At 34.1% G+C, this 12,991-nt stretch carries 10 protein-coding genes; 5 read left to right on the plus strand and 5 right to left on the minus strand.

The window, feature by feature from the left end; all coding sequences use genetic code 11:
- Nucleotides 1-42: 42 nt before the first annotated feature.
- The gene (locus tag P163_RS02140; protein ID WP_034887134.1) at nucleotides 43-2,073 is read right to left on the minus strand and encodes a cation:proton antiporter; all 2,031 of its coding nucleotides are present in this window, start codon (nucleotides 2,071-2,073) and stop codon (nucleotides 43-45) included.
- 157 nt (nucleotides 2,074-2,230) lie between these two features.
- Complete coding sequence (locus tag P163_RS02145) at nucleotides 2,231-4,099, minus strand: cation:proton antiporter (protein WP_034887135.1); 1,869 nt, start codon at nucleotides 4,097-4,099, stop codon at nucleotides 2,231-2,233.
- 304 nt (nucleotides 4,100-4,403) lie between these two features.
- Between P163_RS02145 and P163_RS02150 the strand changes: the two genes are divergently transcribed.
- The 5 genes from P163_RS02150 to P163_RS02170 all read left to right on the plus strand — a co-directional run bounded on the left by P163_RS02150 (nucleotide 4,404) and on the right by P163_RS02170 (nucleotide 10,968).
- Nucleotides 4,404-5,267, plus strand: coding sequence for an MBL fold metallo-hydrolase (locus P163_RS02150; protein ID WP_034887737.1), 864 nt, complete (start codon nucleotides 4,404-4,406; stop codon nucleotides 5,265-5,267).
- Between the two features lie 10 nt (nucleotides 5,268-5,277).
- Nucleotides 5,278-6,960 (plus strand): S8 family peptidase, encoded by a 1,683-nt coding sequence (locus P163_RS02155; RefSeq protein ID WP_034887137.1) that lies wholly within the window; start codon nucleotides 5,278-5,280, stop codon nucleotides 6,958-6,960.
- Between the two features lie 10 nt (nucleotides 6,961-6,970).
- Nucleotides 6,971-8,848 carry a M1 family metallopeptidase gene (locus P163_RS02160; protein WP_034887139.1) on the plus strand — a complete coding sequence of 626 codons (1,878 nt, stop codon included), beginning with the start codon at nucleotides 6,971-6,973 and terminating at the stop codon, nucleotides 8,846-8,848.
- A 109-nt stretch (nucleotides 8,849-8,957) separates the two neighbouring features.
- A complete protein-coding gene (rnpA, locus tag P163_RS02165) occupies nucleotides 8,958-9,350 on the plus strand; it encodes a ribonuclease P protein component (protein WP_034887142.1) in 393 nt (130 codons plus the stop codon).
- The gene (locus tag P163_RS02170) at nucleotides 9,331-10,968 is read left to right on the plus strand and encodes a S41 family peptidase (protein ID WP_034887144.1); all 1,638 of its coding nucleotides are present in this window, start codon (nucleotides 9,331-9,333) and stop codon (nucleotides 10,966-10,968) included. Before rnpA ends, P163_RS02170 begins: the two co-directional genes overlap by 20 nt.
- Here P163_RS02170 and P163_RS02175 read toward each other — a convergent pair.
- Genes P163_RS02175 through rpiB form a run of 3 tightly spaced genes read right to left on the minus strand, consistent with a single transcriptional unit; the run spans nucleotide 10,965 to nucleotide 12,758 of the window.
- A complete protein-coding gene (locus P163_RS02175) occupies nucleotides 10,965-11,405 on the minus strand; it encodes a GNAT family N-acetyltransferase (RefSeq protein WP_034887147.1) in 441 nt (146 codons plus the stop codon). The genes P163_RS02170 and P163_RS02175 overlap by 4 nt on opposite strands.
- A 12-nt stretch (nucleotides 11,406-11,417) precedes the next feature.
- Nucleotides 11,418-12,329: a cation diffusion facilitator family transporter gene (locus P163_RS02180; protein WP_034887150.1), complete on the minus strand. Its 912-nt coding sequence runs from the start codon at nucleotides 12,327-12,329 to the stop codon at nucleotides 11,418-11,420.
- The gene (gene rpiB, locus P163_RS02185) at nucleotides 12,330-12,758 is read right to left on the minus strand and encodes a ribose 5-phosphate isomerase B (protein WP_034887152.1); all 429 of its coding nucleotides are present in this window, start codon (nucleotides 12,756-12,758) and stop codon (nucleotides 12,330-12,332) included.
- Nucleotides 12,759-12,991 lie beyond the last annotated feature (233 nt).

A 12,991-nucleotide genomic window follows, 5' to 3' on the forward strand; every position in this document is an offset into this window, starting at 1 on the left:
CATATCAAATAAGAAAAGGCATTATTTCTAATGCCTTTTCTTTTATTGTAAATATACCAAGATCTTAGTGTTTCTTCTAAAATTATTTTCCAGAATATAAGGTAGCTGTTTCAACATCGGTTGGTATGCAATGGCATCTTCTCTGGCAGTAATAAGCATCAAAATATCATTTGTATCTACTTCCTTCAATATTATAGCACTTTGTTCCAAGTTTGCAGTTTTTCTGAATAAGAACGGAGCCTTTAATCTTAGTTTATCCACAAGTCTTTCTATAGCCACCTGAGTTTCTGAAGAGCAATAAACAAGTATTGGAACACTTAATTCTTCAGCTATTCTTACGCATTTTTTGATCCATATTTCAAAGCCCTTCATATTTTGAACATCAATAGGAGCTAAAACAAGTAACTTTTTATGGGTAGCCCAAGGCTTATTCGTTTGGCATAGAAATAAGGTTTTTGAGGTCTGTTGGATAATACCGTTCATCTTTGCATTTATAATTTCATCTTCATTACCACTTGTTGGCCACCCCATAACAATAACATCTGCTATGATCTCTTTAGATTTTCTGGCAATCCCTTTAGCTACATCCTCATCAATAGTAGCAGTTACGTCTACTTTGGTTTCTGTGGCAGAAGCTTGATTTACAAAAATTTGTAATTTGGTCTTAGCCTGAGCTATGTTTAATTCTGCTTGCTCATCATTTGGAACTACAGATAGTATAGAAATTGGATTTTCTGAATTTTTATCTTTTATTAAAATACTAAACTCCAGCAGTCTTTCTAGATTCACAATATTAGCTAACGGGAGCAGAATACTTTCCATCTTATAATTATTAGACTTCTTTACTTCATTCAAGTCTATTTCTTTAGATTCTTCTACAATCTTCTTGGTAGCATTTTCTGTTGTCAAAGTTGCAACAATGGAGGTAATAAGAATAAGAATAATGGTACCATTAAGAATATTAATATCAATGATACTTGCTTTATAACCTACAATAATAACTGCCAGTGTTGCTGCAGCATGCCCCGTGCTCAATCCAAAAATAAGTTTTCTTTGTGTAGCAGAATATTTAAAGGTTAACTGTGTGACAAAGGCTGCCAGCCATTTTCCAAGAATTGCTACTACAGATAGCGTTAATGCCACCACGATAGCCATATACCCACTAAAAATAACCTTAAGGTCAACCATCATTCCCACACTAATCAGAAAGAAAGGTATAAATAGAGAACTCCCTATAAACTCGATACGATTCATAAGTGGAGAAGAATGGGGTATTAATCTATTTAAAGCCAAACCGGCCAGAAAAGCCCCTATAATATCTTCTACACCTGCTAACTTTGCTAAGAAAGCAGATAGAAATACCACGGTTAACACAAAAATGTAATGAGAGTGTTTTTCTTTATCCATTCTTGTAAAGAACCATCGGGCGATCTTTGGAACTAAAAAGAACATAATAGCACAAAATATAAGTAGTGATACTATAAGTCTTAGCCAAAACGATGCGGTAAGTCCACCGTCTTCTGCATTTCCCAAGATCACGGCAAGAATAATAAGTACTGCAGTATCTGTTAAAATTGTTCCACCTACAGCTACGGCAACAGCTTCATTTTTGGAAACACCCAATTTGCTAACTATTGGATATGCTATTAGTGTATGAGTAGCGAACATACTTGCGGTTAAAAAACTAGCATTAAAGTTATATCCAAGCAAATAATAGCAAATTGGAAAACCTAAAGTGAGCGGTATTATAAAGGTGAAAAAACCAAAAGTAAAGCTCTTATTTTGATTTGCCTTGAATTGATTCATGTCCAATTCTAGTCCGGCAATGAACATGATATATAGTATCCCGATCTTAGAAAATAGATCTATTGCTGTATTCTTTTCTAAAAGCCCAACTCCAAAAGGGCCTATTATAATTCCGGAAATAATCAAAACAATTATCCCTGGAATATTTATTCGCTTTAAAAGAATTGGAGATACTAATATTATAATTAGTATAATAGAAAATATTAGGACAGGATCACCTATTGGTAGGGTGAACTCATGGCGCAGAGTTTCTAGAAAATCATTCATACCACACCTTATATCAATTATTGTTGCTGATAAAATTCTGACTTGTAGATAAAATGATGGTTATTTTATCCTCTTAGCAGTCGCCAAATTTATAAAAACAATTAAATGCTTTGTAAACTAAATGATGCTTGCAGCAATAATAATTAAGGACGTAGAATTAGTTATCATCATCTGCGACTTCCTTATAATTTTCTTCAAAAATTTCTTCTTTTTGGATCTTTTTACCCAGATAAACCAAGTGAAAGCCTTCTTGTATTTCTACCTCTGAGCTGTGAGATGGAATTATTTGAAGATCACCATCATCTGTCTTAACAAAAAGTGGAATTATGTCTGGATCTGTTTTAGAAATTTCAATCAAGCCTTCGTAATGCTCTTTACTGTTCACAATGATCTCATGGATCTTTGGATACCTTCTAGATACCTCAGCAAGCTTTATATAATCGTCTGTATGAGAGAAAAGACCTTCAGCAGGATTTCTCTCCGGATCATTCATTTCATCTGAAGAAATCACTCTAAATGAACCTTTTTCTCCAAATTGTTTTTGGAATCGGGAAATTGCGGTTTTATTAATATCACTATTGGCGGTAATGGCCATTAAATAACCAATATCATTCAATTCAATATTATTGATAAGATCATCAGAATAAACACTTCCCTCTATAGCTTCCATTCCTAAAGCTCTAGCTTTACGTATATTTTCACCATTGCTATCTACAAAAACTACATGTCTTTTATTATCCTGAAGATATTTACCTATAATTCTTGAAATTGAAGAGGCTCCAATAATAAGAATTCCCTGAGAGTTCTTAATAAACACACCCACAAGTTTAGCAAATAATCTAGCGGTGGTAGCGTTTAATAGTACAGAACATAATACAATCATAAAAACCAGCGGAGTGATATATTCTGCACCTTCTACGCCTTCACGCGCTAATTTTAAACCGAATAGGGAGGCGATACCTGCAGCTACAATTCCTCTAGGGCCAACCCAGCTAATAAAAGCAATTTCGTTGATCTTTAATCCAGAACCAATAGAACTTAATATAACACCCAAGGGCCTAACTATAAACATGATTATAGCAAACAATACCAAAGCTTTCCAATTTAAAAGCAGGTACAATTCTTCCATTTTTATATTTGCAGAAAGTAAAATAAAGAGTATTGAGATAAGAAGTACACTTAGAGATTCTTTAAAATAAAGTAACTCTTTAAGATTAGGCAGATCTTTATTACCCATTACCATCCCCATGATCACTACGGCTAAAAGCCCGCTTTCATGTGCAAATTGATCTGCAAGAACAAAAACTCCTAGCACTGTGGCAAGTGTAAATACGTTTAATAGGTAATGTGGAATTACATTCTTTTTGATTAAAAATGTAAGCACATTTGCAAAGGCAAACCCAAAGGTGAAACCGAATAAGATAATTTTACCAAATTCTACGAGCGCTGTTTTCGTGAAATCTTGTCCACCTTCAACACGTATAAATTCATACACCAATACCGCTATTAAAGCGCCGATAGGATCTATAAGAATACCTTCCCATTTAAGGATGGAAGACACGTGTTTTTTAAGAGGGATATTTCTTAAAATAGGGGATATTACTGTGGGACCTGTTACAATTATTAAGGAAGAAAAAAGAAAGGATATTTGCCAGGTAAACCCATAGATATAATGGGCAGCAAGACCACCTCCAAAAAAGGTAACAATTACACCTACACTTATTAATTTGAGTATTACAGGACCTACAGTACCAATTTCACTTTTTCTAAGTGTTAATCCACCTTCAAAAAGAATGATAGAAATAGCCAAAGACACAAAGTAAAATAAGCTTTCTCCGGGGAATAGACCTTTTTCTCCATTCCAGATAGGCTCTAACCATTTGGCACCATCTTCAGAAATAAGTGTGGATATTGGACCTACTAAAAGGCCTATAAGTATCAACGGCAAAATAGCCGGAACTTTAATTTTCCAGGCTACCCATTGCGCCAGAATTCCTAAAATAATTAATCCTGCAAGTTCTAACATCTAAGTTCTATTGTCTATTCTATAATAAAAAACCTCAGTCGCATAAAAATAGTGCTATTTACTGAAGTTCAAAGTTTTTTGAAGTTTATACTAGTTAAAATAACCAATATAAATCTTAGGAGTGCTAATAATCAGACAACTAACTATTATTAAAAGTTAGCTTCAATATCATGCGATAGTACTAATAGTTTTGTCAGCAAATACCATATCAATCTCCAAAAGTTTGTTAAAAATAACAAAATAAAAACGATTGAATTCAGGCATGTATTGGGGTTTTAGTACTTTGCAGTTCAAATTCAAAAAAATGAAACTTTATCCTATAGAAGCCGGAAATTTTAAGTTAGATGGAGGTGCTATGTTTGGAGTAGTTCCAAAAAGTCTTTGGACAAGAACCAATCCAGCAGATGCAAATAATATGATAGACATTGCCGCCAGGTGTTTGTTAATTGAAGATGGCGACAAGTTAATGCTTATTGATACCGGTATGGGTGATAAGCAAAGCGAAAAATTCTTTGGCTATTATTATCCATGGGGAGAGCATTCTTTAGACAAGTCTTTAAAACAAAACGGATTTCATAGAGATGATATAACCGATGTTTTTATGACACATCTACATTTTGATCATTGTGGGGGTAGTATACAGTGGAATAAAGATAGAACCGGTTATGAACCTGCTTTTAAAAATGCTAAATTTTGGAGCAATAAAGATCATTGGCATTGGGCTACACAGCCAAACGCGAGGGAAAAAGCTTCATTTTTAGAAGAAAATATCCTTCCTATGGAGCAAAGCGGGCAACTAAATTTTCTGGATAGAGACCCTTCAAACAAATTTCAAAATTACAATGAAATGGGCTTTGGTGTGCTATTTGTAGATGGACATACAGATAAACAAATGATTCCTCATATTCAATATAAAGGGAAAACCTTGGTTTTTATGGCCGATCTTTTAGCAACAGCAGGTCATATTCCATTGCCCTATGTAATGGGATTTGATACCAGACCTTTGTTAACTTTAGATGAAAAGGAGACATTTTTGAATACCGCAGCAGATAATGAATATTATCTTTTCTTAGAACATGATGCCCATAATGAGATTATTACCTTAAAACATACCGAAAAAGGAGTAAGACTAGACAACACATATACATTTAATGAACTTTTTAATTAAACCAAACTCAATGAAAATACCTGTTTTTAAGCCCTTGATGATCGCTGGAATTGCAATGGCAATTACCGGATGTAGCAGTTCATCCCCTTCAATTATTGCTACCCCTATAGATAATATAGATCAAACCCCTTTAAAGGTTACACCACTAACTGATGCTCAACTTAAAACCTGGCCTGAAGCAGATCTAACTACAGATACCATTCCAGGGATGAGCATTACAAAAGCTTATAACGAGATCATAAAAAATAACACTGGAAAAACAATGATTGTTGGTGTTATAGATAGCGGGGTAGATATTAATCAAGAAGATCTAAAAAGCGTAATCTGGACCAATAAAGGTGAAATTCCTAATAATGGAAAAGATGATGATAATAATGGATATATTGATGATGTTCACGGTTGGAACTTTTTAGGAGATGCTGTAAAAGAAAATACAGAATTTACCAGAATTTATAAGGAATTAAAACCAAAGTATGACGGTAAATCTGCAAGTGCTATTAGCACTGCAGATAGAGAAGAATTTGCAATGTATCAGGCTGCAAAAGCAGAATATGATAAAGAATATAGCAAAGCTCTTCAAACTAAAGATCAATACACCAATATTAAGCAGCAATTAGTAACTGCACATGCAGCAGTTTCTTCTAAACTTGGAAAAGAAGATTATACGAAAGCTGAATTATCTGCAATGCCTGCAACAACTCCAGAAATGCAGCAGTATAAAGCAATGTTAACTCAAATTCAGAATAATGTAGATGAGAACATTCCTGCAGCTATAAAGCAATTGAATGAAGCGGTAGATTATTATGCAGGGCGTTTAGACACTCATTTTAATTTGAATCTAGATGGTAGAGCTATAGTAGGAGATAATCCAGATGATATTACCGATACAAAATATGGTAATAATGAAGTAGACGGACCAACTTCAGACAAAGATGATATTAAACACGGTACCCACGTAGCAGGTATTATTGCAGCCAACAGAACCAATAATAAAGGTTTAAAAGGTGTTGCTAATAATGCTCAGATCATGGTGTTAAGAGCTGTTCCAGATGGAGATGAGTATGATAAAGATATTGCTTTGGCTATTAGATATGCAGTAGATAATGGTGCTAAAGTTATAAATACAAGTTTTGGAAAATATTTCTCTACACATCCAGAATGGGTTACAGATGCTATTAAATATGCTGCAGCTAAAGATGTGCTTATTGTTAACGCAGCAGGAAATGAAAGTTTAGACCTAGATACCAACAGAGTATATCCAAACGATCAATATCCAGAGGCGCCAACAGAGGTTGCAGATAATTTCTTAACCGTTGGAGCTTTAAATTATAAATATGGTTCAGATCTTATTGCTGGTTTCTCAAACTATGGAAAATCTAATGTAGATGTATTTGCACCTGGTGTGAAAATCTGGTCTACAACTCCAAAGAACACGTATGAGTATTTACAAGGTACTTCTATGGCTTCTCCGGAAGTTGCAGGGGTTGCTGCAATTATTAGATCTTTCTACCCAAAATTATCTGCATCTCAGGTAAAACATATTATTATGGATAGTGGAGTTTCTACTACTGCTACAGTTTTGGTAGGAGAGGAGCAAAAATCTAAGAAATTCACTGAAATTTCTACTTCAGGGAAGATGGCAAATCTTTACAATGCTCTTATTCTTGCAGATAAAGTGAACAAAAGCAACTAAAAAATAAACTATGAAGAAATTAATATTAAGTATTTTAATTTTAACGGGCGGGGCAATGTCTGCTCAGGAAAATCCTAATTATTGGCAACAACATGTTGATTATAAGATGGATATTGATATGAACGTTAATAATTTTCAATATACAGGTTCGCAAGAACTTAAGTACACTAACAATTCTCCAGATACTTTAAAAAAGGTATTTTATCACCTATTCTTTAACGCTCTTCAACCGGGAAGCGATATGGATATGAGATTGCAAGACATTGCAGATCCAGATGGAAGAATGGTGAATAACTTAGGAACTAAGGAAGAACCTAAATATCAAAGTAGAATTAGTATTTTAAAGCCTAATGAAATTGGATATCTAAGAGTAGAATCTTTAGATCAGGACGGTAAAAAGGTAGAATATAAAGAGGAGGGAACCATACTTAAAGTTTCTCTTGCAGAGCCAATTGCTCCTGGAAAATCTACAACCTTCAAGATGAAATTTAAGGGGCAAGTACCTGTTCAAATTCGTCGTTCTGGAAGAAACAATGCAGATGGTGTTGCGCTTTCTATGACGCAATGGTATCCTAAATTAGCAGAATATGATTTTGAAGGATGGCATGCAGATCCTTATATCGCCAGAGAATTCTTTGGAGTTTGGGGAGATTTTGATGTGAACATCAGCATAGATAAAAAATATATTCTTGGTGGTACAGGAGTACTTCAAAATGCAGATGAAATTGGATATGGGTATGAAAAAGAAGGAACTAAAGTAAAAAGAGCCAAAGGAGATAAGCTTACTTGGAACTTTAAAGCAGAAAAAGTTCATGACTTTGCTTGGGCTGCAGATCCAGAATATATCCACGATTCTATGAAAACTGAAAGCGGAGTAACCCTTCACTTTTTATACAAGAATGATCCAAAAGTGAAGGAGAATTGGAAGAAAATTCAACCGGAAACCGCTAAATTATTAGCTTTTTATAATGAGCATATAGGAGAATACCCTTGGAAACAATATTCTGTAATTCAAGGTGGAGATGGTGGAATGGAGTATGCAAATTGTACCCTAATAACCGGTGGTGAAAACTATGACGGACTTCTAGGAACTACTGCTCATGAATTTGCGCATTCTTGGTTTCAGCAATTATTAGGAACTAATGAATCTCAACATCCTTGGATGGACGAAGGTTTTACCAGCTATATCTCTACACAGGCAGAGCAAAGTTTAGAAGGTAAAAATTCTGAAAATCCTTATAAGGGATCTTATAGAACTTATAATTATTTAGCACAATCTGGAAAGGAACAAGCATTATCTACTCATGGAGATCGTTATGAGTACAATATGGCTTATTCTATAGCATCTTATGTAAAAGGAAGTGTTTTCTTATCTCAGTTAGGATATATTATCGGGAAAGAAAATCTTCAACAAACATTGCATAGTTATTATGATGAATGGAAATTTAAACATCCATCTCCAAATGACTTTATTAGAGTTGCAGAAAAAGTTTCTGGTGCAGAGCTAAACTGGTATTTAAATGATTGGGTAAATACTACCAATACCATAGATTATGCTGTTAAAAATATTTCTGAAGAGAACAATGCTACCACAGCAACCTTAGAAAGAGTTGGAATTATGCCAATGCCTTTAGATGTTACGGTTTCTTATACCGATGGAACTTCAGAAAACATTTACATTCCGCTAAGTATGATGCAATGGGAAAAACCAGCTGCAGAAGGAATGGAAAGAACTGTAGAAAAAAACTGGTCTTGGGCACAAAGAAATTATGACCTTAAACTGAATAAGCCAAAAAGCGAGATCAGCAAGATAGAGATTGATGCTGCAGGATTTATGGCAGATGTAGATAGATCTAATAATATCTTTCCAGCAGCAGCTGCAGAATAAGAATTATAAAAGAGGTTTTAGTAGTTAAAAGCTTCAGAATAAAAAGAAAGATCCGTTTTGGGAATTCCCAAAGCGGATTTTTTTAATTTAGCCCCTTCAATTGAACTCAATGAACGAAAAGTTTCCTTCTTCAGAAAAACTGAAAAGCAAAATATTGATAGATCGCTTATTTTCAGAAGGAAAATCTTTGAAAAATTTTCCATTAAAGCTCATTTATCTTCCGCTTAAAAATCCTCAGGATCTTCATTTTAAATCAGGCGTTTCTGTTCCCAAAAGAATTTATAAGCTGGCTGTAGATCGAAATAGTATAAAAAGATCTATGCGTGAGGCATTCAGAAAAAATAAGTACCTTGTTGAGAGCAACTTGCAGGGTAAATACGCGTTGATGTTTATCTATACTTCACCTAAGAAGATAAATAGTGAACAGATGGCAGCATGTTTTGTTCAAATTATGAATAAGCTTATACAAAGGGAATCTTTACATGAAAATACCAAAACTTAAAAAAGCAGCAGTTGCCTTTCTTGGGTTAAGCTTACTTTTTATTACCTCTTCCTTTAAATCTGACTTTTTTGAAATAGCCAAGCAGTTGGAGATTTTCACTACGCTATTCAAGGAACTGAACATGAATTATGTAGATGAAACCAATCCTGCAGAACTTATGGATACGGCTATAAAAGCGATGCTTGCAGATCTAGATCCCTATACTAACTATTGGAATGAACAGGATGTAGAAGCAGCCAGAATGAATACTGCCGGAGAATATCAAGGAATTGGAGCTACTGTAAAGATAAAAGATGGAAAATTTACAATTATTGAAACTTATAAGGATTATCCTGCAGATAAAGCCGGTTTAAAGCCCGGAGACGAAATAATTAAGATCGGAGGATTATCGGTATCAGATTATAAAGATGATGCAGGAGAACTTTTAAATGGAGCTCCAAATTCTAAAGTCGTCATAGAATATAATAGACAAGGTAAGAATGAAACTACTCAAATTACCAGAGGCTTAGTAGAACTGAATGCTGTTCCATATTATCAACTTCTCGAAGATAATACTGGATACATAGTTTTATCAAGATTTAATGAGCGTGCTTCTGCGGAAACGATAAAGGCATTGAAGGATCTCGAGAGTCAGGGTGCAGATAAAATAATCTTAGACCTTAGAGGAAATCCGGGAGGATTGCTGGCAGAGGCTATTCTGGTTAGCAATATTTTTCTGGATAAGGGAGAATTAATTACCTCCACAAGATCTGTGATAGATAAATATAATAACAAATATTATACGCCTAAAGAACCTATAAATACAAAGATCCCCTTAGCAATAATTGTTAATGGTAGAAGCGCTTCTGCTAGTGAGATCGTGGCAGGATCTTTACAAGATCTTGATAGAGCAGTAATTATTGGTGCCCGAAGTTTTGGAAAAGGCTTGGTGCAAAGACCTAAAGAACTGGCATATGGAACACAGTTAAAACTCACTATTTCTAGATATTATACTCCAAGTGGAAGATGTATTCAGGCATTAAATTATAGAGACAGAGATGCAGAAGGAAATCCTATTAGAACAAGAATCGAGGATTATAATGAATTTAAAACCAGAAATGGGAGAAGCGTTTTTGATGGTGGAGGGATCTTACCGGATGTTACTTTAAAATCTTCAGAATATAACACTATCACCAAAGCTCTGTTGGCCAGCGATGCAATTTTTGACTTTGCCACACAATATTATTATGCTCATAAATTAGAGAATCCTGAAAGTTTTCAACTTACAGATGAGGATTATAATAGCTTTAAGGCATTTTTAGAAAAAACAGATTTTAATTATGAGACCGCTACAGAACGTGATCTAACAAAAGCAATGAAGACGGCTAAAGCAGAAGATTTTAACCAGGATATATTAAAAGGATATAATTCTTTACTAGCTGAAATTGAGGCTCAGAAAAAAGTAGAACTAGAGGATAAAAAACCTGAAATTGCGAGTTTATTAACAGATGAAATTATCAAGAGATATTTCTATCAAGAAGGTTTATATGATCATTATGTACTCTACAATCCTGAAATTTTAGAAGCCAAAAAAGTATTGAACGATAAACAGCAATATGATAAGATCTTAAAATATTAAGATCTTATCATTGCTATATGTGGGATACCGTCTTCTAAATATCCTTCTCCTATAGTTTTAAAACCATGAGATTCATAGAATTTGACGAGGTATTGTTGTGCAGAAAGCTTAATAGAATCTGTTTTAAAATGGTCTTGAATTGCTTTTAAAGAAGCTTTCATAATTTCATGACCTAGTCCATATTTACGTTGATCTTTAGCAACAACCACTCTTCCAATTGATGCTTCTTCAAAAAAGATTCCACTGTTAAAGCAACGGGTATAGGCTACAATTCTACCATCTTTGGAGCCTATAATATGCAAAGCTTTTTGGTCTTTCCCATCAATATCTTGGTATACGCAATCTTGTTCAACCACAAAAATTTCAGATCTTAACTGCAATAGATCATATAATTCATCTATACTAAGCTCTTTAAAGGCCTTTATTCTAATTTCCATTTTTCTATTTTATTAATCCTGTACTATCAAGTCTTTGGTATCGCATTTCCCAAATTCTGGCTGTATATTTATATGGGTAATTCCAAAATCATGAAAAGTAACTTCTTCAATTTTAGATAATATCTTATCAAATTCTGAAATTGATATATCTTTATTAAAATCTACATGCGCTTCTAAATGAATCTCTTTATCATTTAATTGCCAAATATGAATATGGTGTACATTGTCTACTTCTTCTAATTTGCAGATGCCTTTGGCAATATCTTCTAAGGCAATATCAGAAGGTGTAAAGAGCATTAGTACATGAGTTGCAGATTTAAGAAGATCATAACCTACCACAATTAGATAGACACCAATTGCAAAAGTAAGTACACTATCTACCCAATAGAGCTCATAATATTTCATTAATAGTCCACCCACCAGTACTGCTACAGAAGCCATCATATCTGTAATTAAATGCAGATAAGCAGAACGCATATTCATGTTGGCTTTGCTATCTTTTTTAATTATCAAAACACTAAACCCATTTCCGGCAATAGCTAATAATGCCAGCCATATAACCAATCCGGATGCGATCTCTTGAGGTTCCTGAAAGCGTTTTACGGCTTCAACCATTAAAAGAACAGCAACAATGATAAGAGTTGCTGCATTCACAAAGGCAGCAATTATTTCTGCTCTTTTAAAGCCAAAGGTCTTATTTAGTGAAGCGTCTTTTTTGGATAATCTATTGGCAACATAGCTAATTATAAGGGAGATCACATCACTTAAATTATGTAGTGCATCAGATAATAAAGATAAACTACCGCTTAAGAAACCACCAATAATTTGAGCTATGGTAATAAGAATATTTAGCCCTATAGATATTAACAGGTTCTTACCTTTAACCTCAGGATGAGCATGCGAGTGATCGTGAGAATGCCCCATTTAAACTGGTATTTTAGCTACTCTGTTTTGATGACGTCCGCCTTCAAAAGTTGTGTTTAAAAAAGTATCTACCATATCTATAGCCTGGGTTTGAGAAACATATCTGGCAGGAATTCCTAAAATATTAGCATCGTTATGTTGACGGGCTAATTTTGCAATTTCATTAGTCCAACATAAAGCTGCTCTTACACCTTGGTGTTTATTAGCAGTCATAGAAGCGCCATTTCCACTTCCACAGATAATGATTCCTAGATCTACTTTTTCATTTTCTACATCTGTAGCTACAGGATGTACAAAATCTGGATAGTCCACGCTTTCTTCAGAATTAGTACCATAGTTAATAACTTCAATACCTTTAGCTTCTAAAAAAGCCACAACTGCCTGTTTATACTCGGTTCCGGCATGATCATTACCAATAGAAATTTTCATAATTTTTGTTTTTAAGGTTAAGCAAAGGTAAAAAATGGCTTGTTAACTAAAGTTATTTCCATTGTTAATTACTATTTGCAGATACTTAGTTTTTAAGCACTTAATAAATCACCCAAATTGTGGATAACCTTTGGTGAGAATCTAACAACGAAATTTGGATTATTGATTAATTTTTGGAATAGAGAAATATTTATCGTTATCCCTAATTATAACTATAGAATTTGTAGAGAAGT

Source organism: Gillisia sp. Hel_I_29, from assembly GCF_000744275.1.
GTDB lineage: Bacteria > Bacteroidota > Bacteroidia > Flavobacteriales > Flavobacteriaceae > Gillisia.

What these genes read in the sequence shown, in the direction of transcription:
- rnpA (WP_034887142.1), top strand. Translation starts at nt 8,958, where the DNA reads ATGAACGAAAAGTTTCCTTCTTCAGAAAAACTGAAAAGCAAAATATTG.
- P163_RS02150 (WP_034887737.1), top strand. Translation starts at nt 4,404, where the DNA reads ATGAAACTTTATCCTATAGAAGCCGGAAATTTTAAGTTAGATGGAGGT.
- P163_RS02175 (WP_034887147.1), bottom strand. Translation starts at nt 11,405, where the DNA reads ATGGAAATTAGAATAAAGGCCTTTAAAGAGCTTAGTATAGATGAATTA.
- P163_RS02170 (WP_034887144.1), top strand. Translation starts at nt 9,331, where the DNA reads ATGAAAATACCAAAACTTAAAAAAGCAGCAGTTGCCTTTCTTGGGTTA.
- P163_RS02155 (WP_034887137.1), top strand. Translation starts at nt 5,278, where the DNA reads ATGAAAATACCTGTTTTTAAGCCCTTGATGATCGCTGGAATTGCAATG.
- rpiB (WP_034887152.1), bottom strand. Translation starts at nt 12,758, where the DNA reads ATGAAAATTTCTATTGGTAATGATCATGCCGGAACCGAGTATAAACAG.
- P163_RS02180 (WP_034887150.1), bottom strand. Translation starts at nt 12,329, where the DNA reads ATGGGGCATTCTCACGATCACTCGCATGCTCATCCTGAGGTTAAAGGT.
- P163_RS02140 (WP_034887134.1), bottom strand. Translation starts at nt 2,073, where the DNA reads ATGAATGATTTTCTAGAAACTCTGCGCCATGAGTTCACCCTACCAATA.
- P163_RS02160 (WP_034887139.1), top strand. Translation starts at nt 6,971, where the DNA reads ATGAAGAAATTAATATTAAGTATTTTAATTTTAACGGGCGGGGCAATG.
- P163_RS02145 (WP_034887135.1), bottom strand. Translation starts at nt 4,099, where the DNA reads ATGTTAGAACTTGCAGGATTAATTATTTTAGGAATTCTGGCGCAATGG.